Annotated in this window: 23 protein-coding genes; 18 read left to right on the top strand and 5 right to left on the bottom strand. The window is 40.0% G+C overall.

What is annotated here, in order from left to right; translation table 11 throughout:
* The 4 genes from HWV01_RS12440 to HWV01_RS12425 all read left to right on the top strand — a co-directional run bounded on the left by HWV01_RS12440 (nucleotide 1) and on the right by HWV01_RS12425 (nucleotide 5,525).
* Nucleotides 1-705 (top strand): exonuclease domain-containing protein, encoded by a 705-nt coding sequence (locus HWV01_RS12440; RefSeq protein ID WP_211671854.1) that lies wholly within the window; start codon nucleotides 1-3, stop codon nucleotides 703-705.
* A gap of 107 nt (nucleotides 706-812) precedes the next feature.
* Nucleotides 813-1,475, top strand: coding sequence for a response regulator transcription factor (locus HWV01_RS12435; protein ID WP_211675843.1), 663 nt, complete (start codon nucleotides 813-815; stop codon nucleotides 1,473-1,475).
* Nucleotides 1,476-1,479: 4 nt separating this feature from the next.
* Entirely contained in the window at nucleotides 1,480-1,911 is a 432-nt protein-coding gene (locus HWV01_RS12430; protein ID WP_211671853.1) for a hypothetical protein, read from the top strand.
* 170 nt (nucleotides 1,912-2,081) lie between these two features.
* Nucleotides 2,082-5,525 carry a PAS domain-containing hybrid sensor histidine kinase/response regulator gene (locus HWV01_RS12425; RefSeq protein ID WP_211671852.1) on the top strand — a complete coding sequence of 1,148 codons (3,444 nt, stop codon included), beginning with the start codon at nucleotides 2,082-2,084 and terminating at the stop codon, nucleotides 5,523-5,525.
* Nucleotides 5,526-5,643: 118 nt separating this feature from the next.
* Here HWV01_RS12425 and HWV01_RS12420 read toward each other — a convergent pair whose 3' ends face one another.
* Nucleotides 5,644-6,933 carry a citrate synthase gene (locus tag HWV01_RS12420; RefSeq protein ID WP_211671851.1) on the bottom strand — a complete coding sequence of 430 codons (1,290 nt, stop codon included), beginning with the start codon at nucleotides 6,931-6,933 and terminating at the stop codon, nucleotides 5,644-5,646.
* 386 nt (nucleotides 6,934-7,319) lie between these two features.
* Between HWV01_RS12420 and sdhC the strand changes: the two genes are divergently transcribed.
* From sdhC to sucD, 8 genes are all read left to right on the top strand, one after another.
* On the top strand, nucleotides 7,320-7,706 hold the full coding sequence (gene sdhC, locus HWV01_RS12415; protein WP_211671850.1) for a succinate dehydrogenase cytochrome b556 subunit: 387 nt from the start codon (nucleotides 7,320-7,322) through the stop codon (nucleotides 7,704-7,706).
* Nucleotides 7,700-8,044, top strand: coding sequence for a succinate dehydrogenase, hydrophobic membrane anchor protein (gene sdhD / locus HWV01_RS12410; RefSeq protein WP_211671849.1), 345 nt, complete (start codon nucleotides 7,700-7,702; stop codon nucleotides 8,042-8,044). The genes sdhC and sdhD overlap by 7 nt, the downstream gene beginning before the upstream one ends.
* Complete coding sequence (sdhA, locus tag HWV01_RS12405; RefSeq protein ID WP_211671848.1) at nucleotides 8,045-9,826, top strand: succinate dehydrogenase flavoprotein subunit; 1,782 nt, start codon at nucleotides 8,045-8,047, stop codon at nucleotides 9,824-9,826. It begins immediately after the preceding gene.
* A gap of 15 nt (nucleotides 9,827-9,841) precedes the next feature.
* Nucleotides 9,842-10,558 carry a succinate dehydrogenase iron-sulfur subunit gene (locus HWV01_RS12400; RefSeq protein ID WP_211671847.1) on the top strand — a complete coding sequence of 239 codons (717 nt, stop codon included), beginning with the start codon at nucleotides 9,842-9,844 and terminating at the stop codon, nucleotides 10,556-10,558.
* Between the two features lie 116 nt (nucleotides 10,559-10,674).
* Nucleotides 10,675-13,488, top strand: coding sequence for a 2-oxoglutarate dehydrogenase E1 component (sucA, locus tag HWV01_RS12395; RefSeq protein WP_211671846.1), 2,814 nt, complete (start codon nucleotides 10,675-10,677; stop codon nucleotides 13,486-13,488).
* Nucleotides 13,489-13,509: 21 nt separating this feature from the next.
* Entirely contained in the window at nucleotides 13,510-14,679 is a 1,170-nt protein-coding gene (gene odhB, locus HWV01_RS12390; protein ID WP_211671845.1) for a 2-oxoglutarate dehydrogenase complex dihydrolipoyllysine-residue succinyltransferase, read from the top strand.
* Nucleotides 14,680-14,771: 92 nt separating this feature from the next.
* Complete coding sequence (gene sucC / locus HWV01_RS12385; RefSeq protein WP_211671844.1) at nucleotides 14,772-15,938, top strand: ADP-forming succinate--CoA ligase subunit beta; 1,167 nt, start codon at nucleotides 14,772-14,774, stop codon at nucleotides 15,936-15,938.
* Nucleotides 15,939-16,808, top strand: coding sequence for a succinate--CoA ligase subunit alpha (sucD, locus tag HWV01_RS12380; RefSeq protein ID WP_211671843.1), 870 nt, complete (start codon nucleotides 15,939-15,941; stop codon nucleotides 16,806-16,808).
* 134 nt (nucleotides 16,809-16,942) lie between these two features.
* Here sucD and HWV01_RS12375 read toward each other — a convergent pair whose 3' ends face one another.
* The 4 genes from HWV01_RS12375 to HWV01_RS12360 all read right to left on the bottom strand — a co-directional run bounded on the left by HWV01_RS12375 (nucleotide 16,943) and on the right by HWV01_RS12360 (nucleotide 20,959).
* Nucleotides 16,943-17,911 carry a tyrosine-type recombinase/integrase gene (locus HWV01_RS12375; RefSeq protein WP_211671842.1) on the bottom strand — a complete coding sequence of 323 codons (969 nt, stop codon included), beginning with the start codon at nucleotides 17,909-17,911 and terminating at the stop codon, nucleotides 16,943-16,945.
* 71 nt (nucleotides 17,912-17,982) lie between these two features.
* Entirely contained in the window at nucleotides 17,983-18,243 is a 261-nt protein-coding gene (locus HWV01_RS12370; protein ID WP_211671841.1) for a hypothetical protein, read from the bottom strand.
* A 449-nt stretch (nucleotides 18,244-18,692) separates the two neighbouring features.
* Nucleotides 18,693-19,334 (bottom strand): thioester domain-containing protein, encoded by a 642-nt coding sequence (locus HWV01_RS12365; protein ID WP_211671840.1) that lies wholly within the window; start codon nucleotides 19,332-19,334, stop codon nucleotides 18,693-18,695.
* Nucleotides 19,335-20,041: 707 nt separating this feature from the next.
* Entirely contained in the window at nucleotides 20,042-20,959 is a 918-nt protein-coding gene (locus HWV01_RS12360; protein ID WP_211671839.1) for a permease, read from the bottom strand.
* Nucleotides 20,960-21,108: 149 nt separating this feature from the next.
* On the opposite strand from HWV01_RS12360, the gene HWV01_RS12355 reads away from it, so the two are divergent.
* The 6 genes from HWV01_RS12355 (at nucleotide 21,109) to HWV01_RS12330 (ending at nucleotide 24,752) form a co-directional block, all read left to right on the top strand.
* Nucleotides 21,109-21,396 (top strand): helix-turn-helix transcriptional regulator, encoded by a 288-nt coding sequence (locus HWV01_RS12355; RefSeq protein ID WP_211671838.1) that lies wholly within the window; start codon nucleotides 21,109-21,111, stop codon nucleotides 21,394-21,396.
* Nucleotides 21,397-21,521: 125 nt separating this feature from the next.
* A complete protein-coding gene (locus tag HWV01_RS12350; RefSeq protein ID WP_249185295.1) occupies nucleotides 21,522-22,043 on the top strand; it encodes a hypothetical protein in 522 nt (173 codons plus the stop codon).
* Entirely contained in the window at nucleotides 22,040-22,522 is a 483-nt protein-coding gene (locus HWV01_RS12345; RefSeq protein WP_211671837.1) for a hypothetical protein, read from the top strand. Before HWV01_RS12350 ends, HWV01_RS12345 begins: the two co-directional genes overlap by 4 nt.
* Before the next feature lie 15 nt (nucleotides 22,523-22,537).
* Nucleotides 22,538-23,251, top strand: a complete 714-nt coding sequence (locus HWV01_RS12340) for a hypothetical protein (RefSeq protein ID WP_249185293.1) — start codon at nucleotides 22,538-22,540, stop codon at nucleotides 23,249-23,251.
* Nucleotides 23,224-23,982 carry a hypothetical protein gene (locus tag HWV01_RS12335; protein ID WP_249185291.1) on the top strand — a complete coding sequence of 253 codons (759 nt, stop codon included), beginning with the start codon at nucleotides 23,224-23,226 and terminating at the stop codon, nucleotides 23,980-23,982. The genes HWV01_RS12340 and HWV01_RS12335 overlap by 28 nt, the downstream gene beginning before the upstream one ends.
* A 434-nt stretch (nucleotides 23,983-24,416) precedes the next feature.
* Nucleotides 24,417-24,752: an STAS domain-containing protein gene (locus HWV01_RS12330; RefSeq protein WP_211671835.1), complete on the top strand. Its 336-nt coding sequence runs from the start codon at nucleotides 24,417-24,419 to the stop codon at nucleotides 24,750-24,752.
* Nucleotides 24,753-24,763: the final 11 nt, after the last annotated feature.

Here is a 24,763-nt window from a genome sequence, read left to right as displayed (position 1 = left end):
ATGAATCTTATACAATCTTTCTTTAGTCTAGAAACACAGCGAAAGCGATTATTAACTAAAGCGCCAGAAGGGGCGTTGAAACAATATTTGAGTGTCCCAATTGTCGATCTTGATAAGCCTATTATGCACAGTGATATTTTAGCTGTCGATTTTGAAACAACAGGGCTAAATGCAAAACACGATGATATTTTGAGTATTGGTTATGTTGAATTATCTGGAAACCAAATTAGGCTGGGTAGTTGTTACCATCAAATTGTTGCAGCGCATTGTGAGCTCGAAGCGAAGAATGTCATGATTCATACCATTACAGACCAAGATAAAGCCAGCGGGCGATCATTGGCAAGTGTAGTCGAAGACTTATTAACCGCATTGGCTGGAAAAACAATGTTGGTTCACTATGCACAAATTGAAAAAACATTTCTAGAACAAGCCTGTATAAAGCTTTATGGGATGGCACCTGTTTTTCCGATAATCGACACGCTAGCATTAGCTAAAAAAAGACATGATAGATACAATCAAATATATGCGCCATCTACACTTCACCTCCGCAATTTACGTGATGAATATGGTCTACCACACTATCCAGCACACAATGCATTGAACGATGCGATTGCCACCGCAGAACTATTTATGGCAAAAATTCAATATTCAGAGCTTAAAGGAAATACCCAACTTAAATCTTTGATCTCAACTGCTTTTAGTTAATTACGTCGTCGTGTACCTCGAACTGAGCAAGTTAAGTTCGTCACAGTTTGTCTACAGGGTGTCATGTATAGTGGAGGTTAATTATTTGTAGCAACGCATGGATGAATATGCACGTAATGCCAGAAAAAATCATCATTGCTGACGATCACCCTCTATTTCGTCAAGCATTATTGATTGCATTAAAAGAGCAATTTAAAACGACACATTGGCTGGAAGCTGAAACCGTCGAAAGTATTAATGAGTGCCTTGTCGCTAACGTAGATGCTGATTTATTGTTGCTGGACCTAAATATACCTGGTGCTCATGGATTCGATCATTTAATTCGTATCAGAAAACAATATCCGAATATCCCTGTGGTTGTTATTTCTGCCTACAGTGATGAAACTATCATAAGTAAAGCAATGCAGCATGGTGCGTCGGGTTTTGTGCCCAAGTCTGAGTCGGTACCAACAATAATTTCGGCTATTAGCAAGGTGTTAGCTGGTCAGTTATGGGTTCCTGGTTCATATGAAAAAATCAAAGAAGAAACGAATAGCACAACAGATGAAGCGATTGCGAGTTTAACCGTTCAAGAGTATCGAATATTAATGATGTTTTCTGAGGGACTCCTTAATAAGCAAATCGGGGATAAGCTTTGTGTCGCTGAAGCCACGGTTAAAGCCCATGCGAGTGCGATTTTCCGTAAGTTGAATGTACGGAACCGGACACAAGCTGCAATGATGTTGGGTCAGTTGGATGTCGTAGAGTATAGTAATAGCTTAAAGGAATAAGTGCATGAATAAACATACCAAAGTGGCAGTACTTGTCGCGCCATTATTAGCTGTATTGGGCTATATAGCATCAGATTATTTAATTGAAAACGATGCGGATAAGGCTAAGTTGATCACATTAATACCAGAATCTTCTTGTGAAGTACTTGCTGGTGGGTGTGTGTTGATAAGTGGTGACTTTAAAATAAACGTGTTTGATAAAGCGGGTTCAACTGTCGTAAATTCTACTTTCCCTCTTGATGAAGCGGTGCTATTCCTAGTAGATGAAGATAATACAGCGACTGCATTTCCCCTATCTCAGGTACAAAGTAATTATTACTGGCAAGCACAAACACCACTGCGTGAATTAGCCCGTACCTCGACAAGTTATAAATTAAGGTTGATCGCCTCAATTAAAGGTGGCGATTACATTAGCGAATTTGAAACCTCGCTTTAGTCGTTTTGCATATACCCAAGGCGTGTCATGCTTTGAATATCTCTTTTTCTGTTTTCTATTGGTTAACTTTGAATTGCTTGGGTATCGCGCTTTCTCTGTTCTTGAATAAGTTAATTTAGTCGTAGTTCGATAGGCACAGTTGAGTAGATTGTTGCTGGGTAGGTTATAGTATGTTTGCAAATTGGCAGTTGATGCTATTAAGTTTTTTTTATATCGCGTTATTATTTTTAATTGCATATTTAGGTGATAAATATCGTTATCTTATCCAAGGAAAACGGCAAGCGTTAATTTATGCTTTTGCTGTTTCTGTTTATTGTACTTCGTGGAGTTTTCTAGGCACGACAGGGCAGGCTGCCAGTAGTGTTTATTCGTACCTGCCTATTTATTTAGGCCCAATATTACTACTTGTTTTCGCTTGGCCTTTCTTGTTGCGGGTAATTAAAACAAGTATTGCCTTTAATTTAACCTCCATTGCCGACTTACTCGCCGCTCGTTTTGGGAAATCACATGCATTAGCAATTCTTGTCACACTAGTTTCTCTTTTTGGCACAATGCCCTATATTGCATTGCAAATTAAAGCCATTGTTTATTCATTCCTGCAATTACAAATTCAACAAGACTTTATGCCTTGGCAGCTTGGTTTAGTGACGAGTTGTGTCTTGGCAGGTTTTAGCATGTTGTTTGGTATACGCAGTATTGATGTGACAGAGCGTCATCCCGGCATTATGTTGGCAATTGCGTTTGAAGCTCTGGTTAAAATTGCAGCGTTTGCCAGTGTAGGTATTTTCATTTGTTACATCGTGTTTGATTCACCACAAGAGATTTGGCAACAAGCGAGTGCTAATGCTGAATTAGCTAGTGCATTACAGTTTCCCGATCTAAGCGCGATGGGTGGTATGCTTGTCATAGTCATGGCTGCATTTTTCGTTTTACCACGACAGTTTCATGTCATGATTGTGGAATTACGCGATGAACAAGATGCATGGTTAAGTCGTCGTATCTTCCCACTGTATTTACTTGTATTTGCATTTTTCTCTGCACCGTTAGGCCTCGCGGGTTACTTGCTATTGGGAAATAGTGTTCCTGTTGATATGTACGTGTTGGTCTTACCTTGGTATCAAGATCAAATATGGCTGACACTATTTGCATTTTTGGGTGCTATTTCAGCGGCAAGTTCAATGGTGATTGTATCTACAATTACTTTAAGTACTATGCTCAGTAACGAAATAATATTTCCTATTTTGTTTAAGAAAAATAAACACCCGACTCAATACAATGCGTTTAGATTAAAACTTCTTAACATCAGAAAGTTATTAGTCCTGCTTGTGATCCTGTTAAGTTATCTTGTGTTTCTGTTTATACCACCAACCACGCTATCAAGCTTAGGTGTAACAGCGTTAGGTGCATTGGCGCAGTTAACGCCAGCATTGTTGGCCGCTTTCTATTGGCGACGAGCGACATTAAAAGGTGTGTTTAGTGGTATCTGTATCGGCTTTTCATTATGGACAGTTGTTAATTTTTTGCCTCAACTCGGCTTTTATCCTGGGCCACTAGAAGGTACTGTTTTTGCGAGTTCGACAGCTATTAACTTACTGTGCCTCGCGATTAATACCGTATCTATGATCGCTATTTCGCTGGTGACTAGGTCGAGTATTCAGGAGCGAATACAAGGCGCATTATTTTTAAAGCGGCAATTACCGGCATCTCTTATCGAAAGTAAACGTAGAACTAAATCTAAACGACAAGCCATATCTGTCGATGAATTGTTATTGTTAACAGCTCAATTTGTTGGTGATGATAAAGCGTCTGCAAGTTTTAAAGCATTTGAACAGATGGCTATCACGTTAGGTCATACAGCAAAGGAGATCGCAGAGCATGCACTTGAGCATACAGAGAAAGTATTGTCGAGTGTGATGGGTTCTTCGTCTGCGCGGTTGGTACTTAATTCTGCTTTAGATGGGCATGATTTTGCGTTAGACGAACTTGCGACCTTAGTGGGGAATGCATCCAGCCATCGACAAGAATTTAGTCAAAACTTGCTGAAAAGTGCGATAGAAAATACTAGAGAGGGGATATCAATTATTAATGATGAACTCGAACTCGTTGCTTGGAATAAACAGTATACGATGTTGTTTAATTATCCTGATGATATCCTTTATGTTGGTTGTCCGGTCGAGTCATTAATACGCTATAACGCCGAGCGTGGTCTGTGTGGTTCGGGTAATACTGAAGAGCATGTCCAGAAACGCCTCGATTTTCTGCGTTTAAGGCTGTCCCATAGCTCTGAACGTTTACGTGAAGATGGCAAGGTGATCCGTATTGAAGGCAATCCATTACCGGACGGTGGATTTTTAATGGTTTTTTCAGACATTACGGCATTTAGGCAAGCAGAACAGGTATTAAAAGAAGCTAATCAAGACCTAGAAACCCGAGTCGCAGAGCGAACTAAAAAACTCGAAAAGGCAAATAAAGAACTAGCTAAAGCGAGAGTGGTTGCTGACGAGGCACTAAGTAAGAAAAGCTATTATTTACAAGTGTGTAGTCATGACTTGTTACAACCGCTTGAAGCGGCACGTTTGTTTACATCGGCTCTTGCTAGTCAGTCTACGCTAAATGAAAATCAACAGCGGCAAGTGAGTAGTATTGATTTGTCGTTAAAAGTGGCTAACGAAATGATTGTTAATTTAGCTGAAGTTGCACGAATAGAGAGTGGCAGTATTAAACCCCATATCGAAACATTTGCGTTAAATGATCTATTTAGTCAACTTGCGAGCGAATTTTCTGCTGCGGCTAAACAGCATGGTGTTAGTTTTACGATTATGCCAACCACACATTGGGTTAATACCGATAAACACCTGCTACGTCGCATTTTACAAAATTTAATTGGTAATGCATTTCGATATGCGAGTCCTGGACGAGTATTACTCGGTTGTCGTCGAAAAAATGGTCAGTTGAGTGTTCAGTTATTTGATAATGGTCCGGGTATTGCTACAAAAGATCAAGAACGCGTTTTCGAACAGTTTAGTCAATTAAAGGCCAATAATGGTTCGAATGATGGGTTAGGGCTAGGCCTGAGTATCTGTACTAGTTTGTCAGCATTATTACAGCATCAGTTGACGCTTGATTCAGTCGAAGGCAGGGGATGCCAGTTTAGCCTACAACTTTGTGAGGCAACAGCGTTACAACAAGACAATACCACGTCGGTTATTGTGCCAACGGACCTGACGGGAACAGCTGTGTTATGTATAGATAACAACCCTGCTATTTTAGAAGGCATGCTAGAGCTCATGAGCAGTTGGGATTGTGAAGTTTATGGCGCCAGTTCAATTGTGAGTGCTATGACGTTATTTAAACAATGCGATTTTGATATTTTGTTGGTTGATTATCAATTAGATAATGATGAGGATGGACTAACATTAATCTCAGCTTTAAGAGAAATAAACCCAGCGATACCCGCTATTCTTATTACGGCGACAACAGAGGTTGGGATTGCAGATAAAGCAGCGGCGGCTAAAGTTGGCTTATTACGTAAGTTAGTTAAACCTGCATCACTAAGAGCGATGATGAGCGCACAATTAACGGAAACATTGCAAACACAGTTTATTCGCGAGTAGTTATTCATCAACGGCTTATTTGTTTAATATATTACCTGTATTTCTGATAGATATTAAAAAGGCTTCTGACATAAATCAGAAGCCTTTTGTTTATTAAGATTAATAACTAACGTTTAGATTAATCTTTATCGTTAAATTTTTTAAATGGACGTTGTGCTTCACCCGTATATAACTGACGAGGACGACCAATTTTCTGTCCAGGTTGACTTAACATTTCGTTCCAGTGAGCAATCCAACCTACGGTACGGCCTAATGCAAAAATAACCGTAAACATAGAAACTGGGATGCCAATAGCACGTAATGTAATACCTGAATAGAAATCTACATTTGGATAGAGTTTCTTTTCAATGAAGTAAGGGTCTTCAAGCGCAATACGCTCAAGTTCCATAGCTACATCTAATAGAGGATCATTAATGTTTAGTTCTTTAAGTACTTCGTGACAGCTTTTACGCATTACGGTAGCACGAGGATCTTTATTTTTGTAAACACGATGACCAAAGCCCATTAGACGGAACGGGTCTTCTTTGTCTTTCGCACGAGCGATAAACTCAGGAATACGATCAACACTACCAATCTCTTCAAGCATTGTTAAACAAGCTTCATTAGCACCACCGTGAGCAGGGCCCCATAGTGACGCAATACCTGCTGCGATACATGCAAATGGGTTAGCACCTGACGAACCAGCAAGTCGAACCGTTGATGTAGAAGCATTTTGTTCGTGATCTGCATGCAGCGTAAAGATACGATCCATTGCAGTTTCTACAACAGGATTAACCTCATATGTTTCACACGGTACAGAGAACATCATTTTAAGGAAGTTACCTGCGTATGAAAGGCTGTTATCTGGATATACAAAAGGTTGACCAATTGAATATTTGTAACACATAGCAGCAATTGTCGGCATTTTAGATAATAAACGGAATGCTGAAATTTCTCGGTGACGTTGATTGGTCACATCTAGTGAATCATGATAAAAGGCTGCAAGTGCGCCTGAAACACCACAGAGGATCGCCATTGGATGAGAATCACGGCGGAAACCTTTGAAGAAAGATGCAAATTGTTCGTGCACCATAGTGTGTTTATGTACTGTCGCTTTGAATTGTTCATATTGTTCTTTAGTTGGTGCATCACCGTAAAGAATAATATAACAAACTTCTAAATAATCCGCATTAAATGCTAAATCATCAATAGCGTAACCGCGATGTAGTAGGATACCTTCTACACCATCAATATAAGTAATTTTTGACTCACATGATGACGTTGCCATAAAACCTGGATCATGGGTGAAATATCCTTTACTACCTAGGGTACGAATGTCGATAACATCGTGACCAGCTGTACCAGATAAAATTGGAAATTCAACTGGCTCTTGGCCGGGTAGGTTTAACGTGGCTTTTTGATTAGCCATAGCACGTCTCCTTTGCTTATTTATAATTAGATTTCTTCATGAAATTCGAAGCTAAAGCTACCTTTATTAATTACCAATGTCAATTTTGTTACAAAATAATCAAAGAAAAAACACTAAAAGGTTAACCTATGTTTCAATTTCAATGTAAATGTTGCTATAAGGTCTTTTATATTTGTAAATAAATTGTGATGTAGGTATACTTATTCACGGATCAAGAGTCCTTCTTTTAATTTTGTTCTAGATATGTAAGTGCTTATAATCATTATTTTATTTGCCTTTTGAACAAGAAATAAACAAGGGCTTTCATTTGAAAGAAATTTGTTATGGAAATAATAAATTTCTGTGATCTATATCAATATAATAATAACTATGCTCAATGGAGCTGAGTGAGCGATATCGTGAAAAAGCAAAGACCTGTAAATCTAGATCTGCAGACTATTAGCATGCCAATCACAGCAATCGCATCTATCCTACACCGAATCTCTGGTGTAATAATGTTGTTTGCAGTGGGTATTCTTTTATGGTTACTGACAGAATCACTATCTTCTGAACAAGGTTTCCAGAATGCACAAGAAATTGTGTCTGGTTTCTTTGGTACATTCATTCTTTGGGGAATCCTAACCGCACTTGCATATCATATTGCTGGTGGTATCCGTCATTTATTGATGGACATGGGTTATTTTGAAGAGCTTGAATCGGGTGCATTAAGTGCGAAAGTATCTTTTGTTGCAACCGTTGTTTTATCAATCCTAGCGGGGATAATGGTATGGTAACTAACGCAGCAAGTTATGGCCGCAGTGGCACTCATGATTTTATCATGATCCGCGCAACCGCCATTATCATGGCACTATATACATTTTATTTTGTTGGTTTCGTTGCATTTAATGATCTTACTTATCAAGTATGGTCTGAATTTTTTGCAAGTACTGGAAATAAAGTATTCACTCTTCTTACCCTTATCGCTATCGTCATCCATGCATGGATAGGTGTATGGCAGGTATTAACTGACTATGTTAAATCAACCGGTTTACGTGGTGCATTACAGTTTGTTCTAACAACCACTGCATTTGTTTATGCGCTTGTTGGTTTTGTTGTTCTTTGGGGGTTATAAGTGAGTATTCCAGTTCGCGAATTTGACGCAGTAGTTATTGGTGCCGGTGGTGCTGGTATGCGTGCTGCGCTATCAATATCTAAATCAGGTAAAAGTTGTGCACTTTTATCTAAAGTTTTTCCAACTCGTTCACATACCGTATCTGCTCAAGGTGGTATTACCGTTGCTTTAGGTAATTCACACGAAGATGATTGGACATGGCACATGTACGATACTGTTAAAGGCTCTGATTATATCGGTGACCAAGACGCTATCGAATTTATGTGTAAAACGGGTCCAGAAGCAATTTTAGAACTTGAGCACATGGGTCTACCATTCTCTCGTTTTGAAGATGGTAGTATTTATCAACGTCCATTCGGTGGTCAGTCGCTTGCATACGGTGGCGCACAAGCGGCTCGTACAGCTGCTGCAGCCGATCGTACAGGTCATGCATTACTTCACCTTCTTTACCAACAAAACGTAAAGAACGAAACGAAAGTATTTTCTGAATGGTATGCACTAGATCTCGTTAAAAATGACGATGGTATTATCACTGGTTGTACGGCGATTGATATTGAAACAGGTGAAATCTGTTACTTCAAATCAAAAGCAACCGTATTTGCTACAGGTGGCGCAGGTCGTATCTACTCTTCTACAACGAATGCACACATTAATACTGGCGACGGTGTTGGTATGGCAATTCGTGCTGGTATTCCATTACAAGATATGGAAATGTGGCAGTTCCACCCGACAGGTATTGCTGGCGCAGGTGTGCTTGTAACAGAAGGTTGTCGTGGTGAAGGTGGTTATCTTCTAAACAAAGATGGCGAACGTTTTATGGAACGTTATGCGCCTAACGCAAAAGATCTTGCGGGCCGTGACGTTGTAGCTCGTTCAATGATGACTGAAATCCGTGAAGGTCGTGCGTGTGATGGTCCTTGGGGTCCACACATTAAACTAAAACTTGATCATCTTGGTGAAGAAGTACTTGAGTCACGTCTACCTGGTATTTGTGAATTATCTCGTACATTTGCTCACGTTGATCCAGTGAAAGAACCAATTCCAGTAATTCCTACTTGTCACTATATGATGGGTGGTTTACCTGCAAATATTAACGGTGAAGTATTAACACGTAAAGAAGACGGTAGCATGGAAGTTGTTGCTGGTTTATTTGCTGTTGGTGAAATCGCTTGTGTATCTGTACATGGTGCAAACCGCTTAGGTGGTAATTCACTGCTGGATCTGGTTGTATTTGGTCGTGCTGCAGGTAATTACCTTGGTACAGTGCTGGATACTATCCCAGAGCCAAAAGAAGCAACTGACGCAAATGTCGATACGTCACTTGAACGTTTAAACCGTTGGGAAAATAATAAAGACGGTGAAGATCCAGTTCAAATTCGTAAAGATTTACAAGAATGTATGCAGCTTAACTTCTCGGTATTCCGTGAAGGTGAGTCAATGGCAGAAGGTCTTGAGCAATTACGTGCTATTCGTAAACGTTTACAAAATGCACGCTTAGACGATACGTCAACAGAATTTAATACACAGCGTATTGAATGTCTAGAGCTCGATAATCTAATGGAAACGGCATATGCAACTGCACATGCTGCTAACTTCCGTACAGAAAGTCGTGGTGCACACAGTCGTTTCGATTACCCAGATCGTGATGATGCGAATTGGTTATGTCATTCATTGTACTTGCCTACAAATGAAGAAATGACAACTCGTGAAGTGAATTTATCACCTAACTTGTTAACTGAAGAGCAGCTGAAGCACTTTGTGCCTAAAGCACGCGTTTACTAAACATAAGGGATCAAGATGCAAGTTAAATTTTCAATTTATCGCTATAACCCTGATGTTGATAGCAAACCTAAAATGCAAGAAATGAACCTTGAAGTACCTGAAGGTTCAGATATGATGGTTCTTGACGCACTTATCTTGTTAAAAGAAACAGATGCGACATTAGCTTTCCGTCGTTCTTGTCGTGAAGGTGTATGTGGCTCTGATGGTGTTAACATGAATGGTAAAAATGGTCTAGCATGTATTACACCATTGTCTGATTTAAATATGAACAAAACGATTGTTATTCGACCGCTACCTGGTTTACCAGTGGTCCGAGATCTCGTTATTGATATGTCACAATTTTATGATAATTATGCACGTATTAAACCGTTCTTAATTACAGACGACAGTGCTATCCCACCTGCTCGCGAAAACCTTCAGTCTCCTGAAGAACGTGAGAAGTTAGATGGTCTGTATGAGTGTATCTTGTGTGCGTGTTGTTCTACGTCATGCCCATCATTCTGGTGGAACCCTGACAAGTTCGTTGGTCCTGCAGGATTATTAGCGGCTTACCGTTTCTTAGTCGATAGTCGTGACTCAGCAACTGAACAACGTTTATCAGAATTAGACGATGCGTTTAGTGTATTCCGTTGTCACGGTATTATGAACTGTGTAAACGTGTGTCCTAAAGGTCTAAATCCTACAAAAGCAATCGGTAATATTAAATCTATGTTACTACAACGTGCGGTGTAGCAATGTTTTTTGTTAGTTTTTAGTTACAATGGTCATTCCGTTGGGAATGGCCAGTAATTTAAAATCTTTGCTACCATCTCTGGCGCGGTGGACATTTAAAGTGAAAAGGGCAGAGAATGCAGAATAACGTCATGAAAGCCTGGTTAGAATCCTCTCATCTAGCCGGTGCGAACCAGACATATATTGAAGATCTATATGAGCAATTTTTGGCAGATCCAGATTCAGTTGGCGAAGAATGGCAAGCTGTATTTTTAGGGTTACCTAAAGTTGATAATACTAAAGAAGTTCCACATGGTCCTGTAAAGGATTATTTCATTCGCCTTGCGAAAGATACATCTCGATATGCTGCTCAAGTAAGCGACCCACATAATGATGCGAAACAGGTTAAAGTATTACAGTTAATCAACGCTTTCCGTTTTCGTGGTCATCAACACGCTAACTTAGATCCATTAGGTCTATGGACACGTGATCGTGTACAAGATCTAGATCCTGAATATCACAATCTTTCTGATGCTGATTTTGATGCTAACTTTAATGTTGGTTCATATGCAATTGGCCAAGAAAGCATGAAACTCAGTGAGCTTTATGCTTCATTACAAAAAACATATTGTGGTTCAATTGCAGCCGAATATATGCACATTGTATCTACTGAAGAAAAACGTTGGATCCAGAGCCGTTTAGAATCAGTTGAAAGCACACCAGAGTTTGAAAAAGAAGATAAATTACGATTTTTAGATAATTTAACTGCTGCTGAAGGTCTGGAAAAATACCTTGGTGCTAAGTTCCCTGGTGCTAAACGTTTTTCGCTTGAGGGCGGTGATGCACTAATTCCAATGATGAAAGAGTTAATTCGTCGTAGTGGTGAACAAGGTATCAAAGAAGCTGTTATTGGTATGGCTCACCGCGGCAGACTGAATATGCTGGTGAATGTACTTGGTAAAAAACCAACAGACTTATTTGATGAGTTTGCTGGTAAACACAGTGACGCATGGGGTGCTGGTGATGTTAAATATCATCAGGGCTTTAGTTCTGATTTTAATACTCCAGGCGGAAATGTACATTTAGCACTTGCTTTTAATCCATCGCATTTAGAAATTGTTAACCCTGTAGTAATGGGCTCTGTTCGTGCTCGTCAAGAACGTCATGGTAGTACTAACGGTGATGAAGTACTGGCAATTACAATTCATGGTGATTCTGCAATCGCTGGTCAAGGTGTTGTTGCTGAGACATTTAATATGTCACAAACACGCGCTTATGGTATCGGCGGTACTATTCGAATTGTTGTCAATAACCAAGTCGGTTTCACGACATCAAATCCGAAAGATATGCGTTCGACAGAATACTGTACGGATATCGCAAAAATGGTTCAGGCACCTATCTTCCATGTAAATGCTGATGATCCTGAAGCTGTTGTATTGGTTACACAAATAGCGCTTGATTTCCGTAACACATTCAAGCGTGACGTTGTTATTGATTTAGTTTGTTATCGCCGCCATGGTCATAATGAAGCTGATGAGCCTAGTGCAACTCAACCATTAATGTACAAAAAAATTAAAAAACATCCAACACCACGTAAAATCTATGCCGATCAACTTGTTAATGAAGCTGTAATTGATGCTGCCGAAGCAACCGGTTTTATTAATGAATATCGTGATTTACTTGATGGCGGTGAATGTGTTGTTAAAGAATGGCGCCCAATGCAACAGCACTCTGTTGATTGGAACCCGTACTTAAAACACGAATGGGATATGCCTTATCAATCTCAGGTTCCGCAAGAAACATTGTCAGACCTTGCGTTGAAAATGACGGTTGTACCTGAAGGACACAAGATCCAATCTCGTGTACAGAAGATTTATAACGATCGTGTTGCTATGGCAAACGGTGAAAAACCTTGTGATTGGGGTTTTGCTGAAACATTAGCATATGCAACATTACTTGATGATAACTACAAAGTACGTATTACTGGACAAGATGTAGGCCGTGGTACTTTCTTCCATCGTCACGCAGTTGTTCATAATCAAGAAAATGCGAGTACTTATACACCATTAGCTAACTTAAAACCTGAACAAGGTGAGTTAACTATCCATGATTCAGTTTTGTCTGAAGAAGCGGTATTAGCATTTGAGTACGGCTATGCGACAACTGAACCAAGTGGTTTGACTATCTGGGAAGCGCAATTTGGTGATTTTGCCAATGGTGCACAAGTTGTATTCGATCAATTCCTTTCTTCTGGTGAACAGAAGTGGGGCCGTATGTGTGGTTTAACAGTGATGTTACCACATGGTTATGAAGGGCAAGGTCCTGAACATTCATCTGCACGTCTAGAACGTTATATGCAAATGTGTGCTGAGCATAACTGGCAAGTCTGTGTACCTAGTACACCTGCGCAGGTTTACCATATGCTTCGTCGTCAAACAGTTCGCCCAATGCGTCGTCCATTGATCGTGATGACACCTAAATCGTTATTACGTCACCCATTAGCTATTTCTAGTTTATCTGAATTAGCAGAAGGCACGTTCCAAAATGCAATCGGTGAAATTGATACTCTCGACGCAGCACAAGTCAAACGTGTTGTTATGTGTAGTGGTAAAGTGTATTTCGATTTACTAGAAACGCGTCGTAAATTGGGTCAGACGGATGTTGCTATTGTACGTATTGAACAGCTTTATCCTTTCCCTCATGCGGAAATTGCAGCTATATTTGCAGAGTATCAACACGTAGAACAGTTTGTTTGGTGTCAAGAAGAACCTCAGAATCAGGGCGCTTGGTATTCAAGTCAGCATAATTTCTGGGGCGTAATCCCGCAAGGTGCGAAACTAAGTTACGCTGGACGTGCTGCATCAGCATCACCAGCAGTCGGGTATATGTCTGTACATACAAAACAGCAGTTAGCACTTATTGAAGATGCTTTAACTGTTGCGCAGAAATAGTTTATTAAAGGAATTATGAAAATGACAATTGAAATCTTGGTACCTGTACTACCTGAATCAGTAGCTGACGCAGCAGTAGCAACATGGCACAAACGCCCTGGTGATGCTGTTGAACGTGACGAAGTAATTGTAGAGATTGAGACAGACAAAGTTATTCTAGAAGTTCCAGCAGTTGAATCTGGTGTTCTTGCTGAAATTCTAGAAGAAGAAGGCGCAACGGTTCTTGGCCAGCAAGTTATTGGTCGTTTAAAAGCTGGCGCTGTCGCTGGTGAAGAAACAAAAGATAAACCTGCAGAAGTAAGCGAACAATCAGTTGACGCTAGCCCTGCTGTTCGCCGCCTTATTGCAGAAAAAGGCTTAGATGCTTCGAAGATCACTGGTACAGGAAAAAATGGCCTGATCACAAAAGAAGATGTTGAAAAAGTATTAGCACCTGCAGCACCAGTAGCAAAATCACCAGTAGCTGCTCCGGTTGTTGAACTTCAACCAGGCCGTAGCGAAAAACGTGTTGCTATGACGCGTCTTCGTAAGCGTATCGCAGAACGTCTTCTAGAAGCTAAAAACTCAACGGCAATGTTAACAACGTTTAACGAAATCAACATGAAGCCTATCATGGATATTCGTAAACAATATAAAGATGTATTTGAAGAGCGTCATGGTATCCGCTTAGGCTTTATGTCTTTCTACGTGAAAGCGGTTGTTGAAGCATTAAAACGTTACCCTGAAGTTAACGCTTCAATCGATGGTACCGATATTGTTTATCATAACTACTTTGATGTAAGTATCGCGATTTCTACACCGCGTGGCCTAGTGACACCTGTATTACGCGATTGCGACACGATGAGCCTTGCTGATATCGAGAAGAATATTCGTGAACTAGCACTTAAGGGTCGTGACGGTAAACTGTCAATTGAAGATCTAACCGGTGGTAATTTCACAATTACAAACGGTGGTGTATTTGGTTCATTAATGTCAACGCCAATCATCAACCCGCCACAGAGTGCAATCTTGGGTATGCATAAAATCCAAGATCGTCCAATGGCTGTTGATGGTAAAGTTGAAATTTTACCTATGATGTATCTAGCACTTTCTTACGATCACCGTTTGGTTGATGGTAAAGAATCTGTAGGATTCTTAGTAACAGTAAAAGAATTATTAGAAGACCCAACTCGTCTTCTTTTAGATGTGTAATATTTAGTTTAATTATTTAGTTGCTTACGCCTTATCTTAAGGCGTAAGTTTTCGGGACAAGCCCTAGTGGCTAATAACATGGATATACGAGCATGAATCTGCATGAGTATCAGGCAAAACAACTTTTTGCTGAATATGGTTTGCCAGTTCCAGAAGGTTACGCAACAAACGTACCTCATGAAGCGGCAGCTTTCGCTGACAAAATTGGTGGCGATAAATGGGTTGTTAAATGTCAAGTTCACGCCGGTGGGCGTGGTAAAGCAGGTGGTGTTAAGCTTGTAACGTCTAAAGACGAAATTACTGCATTTGCTGAGCATTGGTTAGGTAAGAACTTAGTTACTTATCAGACTGATGAACACGGTCAGCCAGTTTCACAAATTTTAGTTGAAGCTGCAGGTGATATCGCTAATGAACTTTACCTAGGTGCGGTTATTGACCGTGGTTCGCGTAAAGTTGTATTTATGGCATCAACTGAAGGTGGCGTTGACATTGAGACGGTTGCTGAACAAACTCCAGAGTTAATTCACAAAGCAACGATTGATCCACTTGTAGGTGCACAACCTTACCAAGCACGTGAACTTGCGTTCAAACTTGGTTTACAAGGTGCTCAAATCAAGCAGTTTACACAGATCTTTATGGGTCTAGCTAAAATGTTCACTGATTCTGATATGGCATTACTTGAAATCAACCCGCTTATCATTACTGGCGCAGGTGACCTTGTTTGTTTAGATGGTAAAATTACTATCGATTCAAATGCACTTTATCGTCAACCTAAGCTACGCACAATGCAAGATATTACTCAAGAAGATGCACGTGAAGCTCACGCTGCTAAATTTGAGCTAAACTATGTTGCATTAGACGGTAGTATTGGTTGCATGGTAAACGGCGCGGGTCTAGCAATGGGCACTATGGATATTGTTAACATCCATGGCGGAAAACCAGCTAACTTCCTTGACGTAGGCGGCGGCGCAACAAAAGAACGTGTTGCTGAAGCATTCAAAATCATTCTTTCTGATGACAATGTTAAAGCCGTACTTGTTAATATTTTCGGTGGTATCGTTCGTTGCGATATGATCGCTGAAGGTATTATTGGCGCAGTACAAGAAGTTGGTGTACAAGTGCCAGTTGTTGTACGTCTTGAAGGTAACAATGCAGAATTAGGCCGTGCAGTTTTAGCTAAATCTGACTTAAATATTATTGCAGCATCTAGCCTAACGGATGCAGCGCAACAAGTTGTTGCAGCAGCGGAGGGCAAATAAATGAGCGTTTTAATTAATAAAGATACGAAAGTGATCTGCCAAGGTTTCACTGGTGGTCAAGGTACTTTCCACTCAGAGCAAGCTATTGATTACGGAACTCAAATGGTTGGTGGTGTTTCTCCTGGTAAAGGTGGCACTACACATTTAGGTTTACCTGTATTTAACACAGTACGTGATGCAGTAGAAACAACAGGCGCAACAGCTTCTGTTATTTATGTACCTGCTCCGTTCTGTAAAGATGCGATTCTAGAAGCAATTGATGCTGGTATCGAACTTATCGTTTGTATCACAGAAGGTATTCCTACTGTTGATATGATCGAAGTTAAAGTTAAACTTGATCAAGAAAATGTGCGTATGATCGGTCCTAACTGTCCAGGTGTTATTACTCCTGGTGAATGTAAGATTGGTATTATGCCTGGTCACATTCACAAGCCGGGTAAAATTGGTATTGTTTCACGCTCTGGTACGCTTACGTACGAAGCAGTAAAACAAACAACTGATGAAGGTTACGGTCAATCAACATGTGTTGGTATCGGTGGTGATCCGATCCCAGGTACAAACTTTATTGACGTACTTGAATTATTCGAAAATGATCCACAAACTGAAGCAATCGTTATGATTGGTGAAATTGGTGGTACGGCAGAAGAAGAAGCAGCAGCTTATATTAAAGCGAATGTAACTAAACCTGTCGTTTCTTACATTGCTGGCGTTACAGCGCCAGCAGGTAAGCGTATGGGCCATGCTGGGGCAATTATTGCTGGCGGTAAAGGTACTGCAGACGAGAAATTTGCAGCACTGGAAGATGCTGGTGTAGCAACGGTACGTTCACTTGCTGATATTGGTTCTGCTTTACGTGCTAAATTAGGTTAATACCTGTTTCTTTTAAAATAAAGCCACCTTCGGGCGACTTACTACAAGTTGTTCTAAGGTGGTTTTTTTATTTAAAACATAGGTTTAACTGTTTGTATTGATACTGCGATATGTATCATATACTACGAGTTTGGTCACAATGTGGACATTGGGTTTAGCGTCATTGCTTCATTCAAATAATCCGGAGCAAGGTGAGCATAAGTCATTGTTTGCATAATCGTTGAATGACCTAGGATTTTTTGCAACGTTAAAATATTGCCCCCGTTCATCATAAAATGACTCGCAAAAGTATGTCGTAAAACATGCGTTGCCTGACCTTTAGGTAAATCAAAGCCCTGCGCTTTCAACACATCGTAAAACTCCATGTATGAACCATTAAACAACCGACCTGTTTTTCCATTGTAGATCTCATTCATTAATTCTGGCGTTATAGGTACAGTTCTGTTTTTACCATTTTTGGTATCATTGAATGTAACTCGCCCATGAATAATATCGTTTCCCCGTAGTTCTGCTGCTTCACTCCAACGCGCACCTGTCGATAAACACAACTTAGCAATATTAAGTTCATCGCCATCAAGATTATCCAGCAACTGAATGATTTCTTTTTTATTCAAAAAACCCATTTCAGTTGCGCGTATCTTGAGTTTGCCGATCCCTTTTAATGGGTGTTCGTTATGAAACTCACCAGCTTTTATCAATACAGTAAAAACACCACTTAGCCTGACTTGGCTCCTATTGATCGTTGTTGCTTTATTCCCGATAGCCATTTTGTCGGCTCGGAATTGCATAACGCGCTGTTTAGTTACCTGGTCAGCCCTTGGATGCCCTAAGTCTTTATCAATAGATAACAGGTGTTTTAGCTCTTTTTCAGGGCGCTTTAACTGTTGTCCATGGTAGTGATACCAAAGATCAATTAAATCGCGTAACGGCCGCTTGTCTGCTGATTTCTCTACCCAGCCTTTTTGGTTCTGAGTTGATAATAACCAGCGTTCATACTGTTGCGCTTCGCCTTTCGTTTTAAACTTTTTTCTGTATCGTTTACCACTTCGTCCTTGCGGACGACAATCGACCTCATACCCGTTAGGAATAGATTTAATAGACATCTAGTTGTCCTCCCCAGGGTAGAATTGTATTGCTAACGTTTTTATTGTAGTTGAGTCCACCTCCTTTTGATTTAAACGCATGGCTCTTGAGTTGAGAAAACCGGACAAACTTGACCTGAACGTGGCTCAACATTTCCGGTTAATAGCCATATCGTGTATTTTTTTAAACAGTCATGCTGGCTAAATTGCATTAAAAATTGGCAGCATGGTTCCTTATGTCCAGTAACATAGTTCGCTGTTGCGGATAGATTAAAACGTAACGCATTAGCGAGTTGTTTGTTACTATATCGCTCTTCTTGAATAATAGCGCGTAATCTCGTATCAAAAGACATCCTGTCACCTTTAATTTGTAGTGAATGAAATTATCCACCCTAAAAGGGTATTACAATTATTTACAAATTAACGAGTCTGAAGTACCAATTTAGAAATAGTGCTTATACTCCATATAATGGTTTGGCTTTTAACTAACTATAAGCTTTATCATGGTTATCTCCTTAAAAGTACATCTATTCGGTTTGAAGCACATTTCACATCAACTTTAATATTTATTCATATTCAATCTGTTACATATCTAAAGAATTATAACTTGAATTTATGTAAATTATTTCGACAGTATTCCTTACTTACCTTGTCGAACATTTGAAGTGGAATAGTTAACATTGCCACCTAGTTAGAGGTATTTAAGTGGTTTGTTTGGAGGCACAAGCAGGGAGATACCGCTTATGCCTATTATGAATAGTTAAATTTACAGAGTGTTCGTTACTGCGAAGGTGACCTATGTTTATTGCTTACGTTTTAACTTTAATGCCAAACCCATTAATCCAAACCCGAGTAGAGACAAACTAAAAGGTTCATTTACATTAATAGGTGGTGGTTCTGGGTATACTTGCAATAAGTCTTGATGTCCATCGTTACGATAAACATCAACTATGACGTCATTACTCCATGACCCTAAAGAATTGAGGTAGTTTTCAGCTGTAAGTATTCCACTTGGAATTATCTGTACCATCTGAAAGTCACCAGTAGATAAATCGAAGCCGTTGGTATTGTAGTCTTCATGCATTATCTCCCAAAGTGCAAACTGAAATGCAGCCGCGGTTGCCTCATCCGTGACGTTGCTATATGCATTTGTATAAAGACGACCTATGTAATCAGCCACCTCAGAGCCGGTACCCAAAGGTAGGGGGTCTGTGGCTGGGTAAATAGTATAATCTACGGTATCTCCTATTCCAATTGGCTCATTTATCTCAATGCAGAACGCCAAAAAATCTGATGATGTCGTATTATTGGTAAAATTAAACAACCCTCCAGATGTAGTACCATAACCCCCATTGAAAGAGAATAGTGCGCCTTCATTCCAGTCATTTTCCCAACCATTCAAAGTTGCTGAAATTGTAGTTGCGCTGACTTGGTTAGTTGACATGATTAGACTAGAAATGAAAATTAATTTATATAGGATTTTCATAAAAAAACGCCTTATAGGATTGTGACAATCATACTTATTAAGCACTTTGCGTACCAAGTGAAAAGTGTTGTTAAAATAGAAAGGCTTAGAAAGGCTTAGAAAGGCTTAAATGTTAAATTTGTAAACAAAATCGACATGATTTACGTAATATTATCTACGTTTAAAATTTTTAACCATGTGGATATTTATTGAAATAAGCTTCCTAATTGGATTTTTTATTTGGATAAAAATCCATACACGACCTATTGAACATAAATAGTGATAATGCGCATAACGATGATCGGGTTAAGTAATGGTAATAAATATTACTAGGTAATACTTAATGTTGTGACAACGGAATATCTCATTGGGATGTTTGATGGCCGTCAGCTACGCGCCTGGAATAATTCTTGGTGGGTGTTAGTTCGCTAGATTTCACGTAGCGAACCATTCTCACGATCTGATCTTACATAACATGCGTTATACGCAGTGATTTTAGCCTTTTAGTTTGTGGCCAAATTCACTATTCCACTACACTTGCCCAGTGCCGATAATGATGACTTTTTCCATGTGGTAATTCCTTAAATAAATGTATGATTTTATAGGTGTAAAACAACACATTGAGAACGATAAAAGGCCACACTCTGTGCGGCCTTTTTAATTTTACTTCGATACTTTCCTTAGACTTAGAAAATGAATTCGTATAGGAAACCTGCGCCAATTGCCATGCTCAGGATTACAAATAAGAACGCTGCAATCATTTGGTTTTTGAAGATAGATTTAAGTAAAATAACTTCTGTTAAACTTGCACCTGCACTACCAATAATCAATGCCATTACCGCGCCAAGTCCCATGCCTTTTGCTGCTAATGCTGCACTTAGAGGGATAACAGCTTCAGCTCTAATATAAAGTGGAATACCGATTACCGCTGCAACTGGGATAGCAAATGGGTTGTCTGCACTCGCCACACTTGCTACAAATTCAGTTGGCATAAAGCCGTAAATCATTGAGCCAAGTGCAATACCACCGACTAAATACGGGACTACTTTTTTGAAATCAACCCAAGTCGTGTTCCAAATACGCATCCATTTGCTCACCGGTGCTTTTTTACCACCACAGGCTGTTGCGCAACCTTTTGCTTCTGGCGTCATGTAGGCTTCAGCTCTAACATATTTTTCAAAACCTAGTTTTTCTAATGTGTAACCAGCTACAACCGATACACCCATTGCTATCACAAAGTAGAAAACAGTTACTTCGAGGCCGAACGTTACGGCAAACAAACCAATAATGATCGGGTTTAACAGTGGACTTGCGAACAAGAATACCATCATGGTACCAAATCCCGCTTTCGCTCTTAACAGCCCTTTAAGAAAAGGAATCGTAGAGCATGAACAGAACGGTGTAATCGCACCAAGTAAACCTGCAACAATGTAACCTCTACCGTTTTTACCGCTTAGAATACTTTGGATTTTTGATGGCGGAATATACTCTTGTAGTATCCCAACAATGTAACTAATCACTAAAAACAAAATTGTTAATTCAACGGCTAAGAATGCGAACATACCTAACGTGTCCATGACCATGTCTTGTGTAATGTTTATCATAATAAGTGCCTTTCGCTTCTTCATTTCGATGTTTCTGGAATAGTTGTAATATACCGATCTTAAAAAGCACTGTCAACTTTATTTCCATGTTTATCGAAATAACCTTGTGGTATTATAATAGACAGGTTTACATATTGATGAGTGTACATATGAGTATTGAGGTAATCGCTAAGGCGTTCAAAGAATTGGGTCATCCAGTTCGACTCGCGATATACAAAATTGTGATGAGAGCGGGGGCGCAGGGAGCACCTGTTGGAAAGGTATGTGACAATATTAAAATACCTAATTCCACACTGTCTCATCATATTTCAAGTTTGGTATCTGCTGGGCTGATTTCACAACGTAGAGAAGGACGCGTATTATTCTGTGTGGCAAATTATGATATTCGAGAGCAAGTCATCGATTTCCTACAAAAGGACTGTTGTGGAGTTCAGTGAGTATGACCTATTGATCTGTAGTGATTCATTGAATTTGGCCTCCTAGCGGGAGGCTTTTGAGGGCGCGGCCTTATTGGCAAGTGCCATCCAGGACGAAAGCCGTCAGTTCAGACCAGCGGCTTTTAATGCCCTGGTCTTTATGGGTTAGCAGTGATAACCCGAATGACTTAGCCAAGCAATTAGCAGCTATTAATGACTACTGTCCATTAACCGGCTTTGTCGAAAGTGCGCGTTATGCAGCGAGTCTAGCAACATTAGATGCAGATAAACTCACTCGGCCTCAAGGCACCGAACAATCAATAGAGTGGACGGTATTGAGTGATGAGCGGTCGATACCAGCGCTTAAGCGGCAATATCATGCGACATCATTAGCACTGGTTAATGACCAAGGGCAAGCGCTTATTAGCGATATTGATAGCGCACTAGCAGAATGTAAGCAGTTAAAGAGTTTGCGTAATGTGCGTTTAACTGCAACTGAATTCAACCCAATTAACACCGGCTTAAATTGCATCAGCATCAGCGCCAATTCAGCGAAAGGTTTAGCTGATAAGTTACAAGGTCTTGGTGATGATAAAGCGTATTGGGCTTTTTGTGCGTTTGTGGGTAATAGCAGTGAACTTGAACCGATTAAGGAAGTGTTTTTATGATAGCGCTCGATGGTTGGCAAGTACCAGGTTATGAAACCAAAATAAAATGCAGTTTCAAATTAGCTGGTGAAGACTTAAGTGGCTACGGTTCCTTGACCCTATCATCGGATAACGGGGTTAAACCTGCCGTTTTATCGGTGACGACCAAGATACCTTTCAATGAAAAATCAGACTTAGCCAAACTCATATCGAAAGCCAAAGAACTTGATGAACACGGCGCCCGAATAATTCGCACCGTGAATTGTGATGTAGCTGAATCATTCAAAGTACGTAAAGCCAAGTTTGATGGCGAAATGAGTGCGACCGAAGATGAAGAAGTGAAGTCATGGGTTGTCAGTTTTGATCTACTTGAAGTCATGAGCAAATCAGAACGCGAGCAACTGCAGATCGATAGTGAAGCCAATAACAATACTACCCTGCAAAGTACCGATGGGCATAATTCACTGCAACATCAATTTGAAAATGTAGAGGGACCCTAATTTATGGATAGAGGGATGAATGAACAGGATTCGGCACGATTAACAACCGTATTAACCATTGGTGGTGAACCCGTGGGTAATATTATCAATAACAGTGTGCAGCTTGATTTGTTTAGTCCTGGTCGCGCTAGCTTTGTTGTTACTTGTGAGCATGAACCCAAAGGCATCGTGGAATTACACCTTGGTTATCGGGTCGATAAATTACAGCCTTATTTCATGGGCGTGATTGAATCTAAATATCAATCATCCGATCGTTGGTATCTGACTTGTCGTGAATTACTCGGTGCATTATCGCTGCCGGCTAACATGGCCATTCGGTTTGCGACGATGAAAGATGTGCTGGACCAACTCTCGCTGACTGGTCTTCAATTTATTTATCCAGATGCAGGTTATCTTAATCAGCCGGTTCCTTGTTTTTATCATCAAGGCGATGGCATATCCGTATTACGTCAGTTGGGGAAGATATACCAGGTACCGGATTATATTTTCCAGCAACGCCCCGATGGTAAAATATACGTAGGCAGCTGGCATGATTCCGGTTGGGCCAAGTCGGTCATCACTGATTTTTCAGAACACCCAATCAAACCAATCAGCTCGAGTAAAGGTGAGCTAATTGCGATCCCTAAGTTACGTCCAGGACTAAAATTTAATGGCCGTTACCTTACCGAAGTGACATTAACAGGAAATAAGCAGGTTATCAGATGGTCAAAAACGCTATACGCCGCTTAGTATTACGTTACTTTCCCGAATTAGGACAGCGTAAACACTTACCGCAATTGGCTCGAATAGAAAAAATTTATGATATGCCGGTTAATGGCGCCAGTGTCAGCAGTGCATTCCGCGCCTATAAAGCGGCTGATATTCAATTATTAGATGCAGTGACGGGTAAGCCCTTAGCCGTTGCTGTCTTTGAACAAGTAAGTATTGCGTCAGGGCAGGGGCATGAACATGGTTTGTTCGTTGAACCAACACCTGGCATGCAGTGCTTGATTCAATATATTGATGGCCTTGATTCATTGCCGGTGATCACGTCACTTTTACCCTGGCATACTTTGGTACCCGACCATCGTTCAACAGATGTGAGTCTGCAGCAATCGCATCGTAGTAAATTAGTTGGTCGTAATGGCGATTGGCAGCTGCAGACAGATGGTGAAATAAAACAGTCTAGTCAGAAATCGATTGTTGAAGCCCAAACTAGTGAGCAAAGTTACCATGAACGCAACACTAAGGTTGCTACGCACGACATTAATAAAATAGACGGTAACCAGGTCAATGAAATTATGGGGGCGTTAAAAATACTCGTCGGTGAAAAGGCGATTATTACTTCATTGGATAACCAGTTCGCTATGGCTGAAAAATTAGCAACGGCCATTGCAAATGCTACAGTAAGAGAGCGAGTGAAGAATGCGAGCGTAACAATCACGTCGGGAAGTTCTGCTGGTACTTATAAAGTGGATTAAATATAATTGATATTAAAAAGGGAGATTAATAATGGTAGAGATTGAGTTTCCTTCTCGTAAATAAAGGCGATTAAATAGCGCCAACTAGTAACTATAGCACAACTGCATGGCGCTATATCCAATGAAGGGATAATTCAATAAATTATCCCTAATTAGCTAAAGAATAGGTAAGTATTTGTAAATAAAAAGGCCTTAATGAGGTCTTTTTATTAGCTTATTAACGTACATGTGGTCGACATGTGGTCACTTACAAATAATAAGTCATTATATTCAAGTACTTGAATGTAGTATAAAAACACCTTCGGGTGGTTTTTTTATTTGTGCATTTTTATTTTCTGAGTCTATATTTTTAATATGAGGTAAAAAAATTAATGTTTTATTTACGTTAATATTATTCCTCAGGGTTAACCTTGTATTCTCTAGGAGTATTAATAATGGAAATGTCACGGCCTCATGATGGAATAATTGTTTTGCAGATAGTTCACGATCTCGACACCGAGCACGTTGTTAGTATTCAGCCGAAATTAGAAGCCTTAGTTGATGAATATACTGAAAATATTATTTTAGATTTTTCAAATGTCCACTTTATCGATTCAACCGGTATTGGCGCTATTGTTTTTTTATTCAAAAGATTGACCTCACAACGACGAACTCTTTCTCTACTTAAAGTCTCAGGTCAACCTTACAAGTTGATGACGATGTTACGTGTAGAAAATGCTATTCCTTTTATTGAAAATATAACTGAATGTGACGCAAGTCGCTCGGCATAAGTACAAGGCCG

The organism is Moritella sp. 5 (assembly GCF_018219455.1).
Classification (GTDB): Bacteria; Pseudomonadota; Gammaproteobacteria; order Enterobacterales; family Moritellaceae; genus Moritella.
Note: the sequence above shows the minus strand (reverse complement) of the source record. Positions and strands in the feature narration are given on the sequence as shown.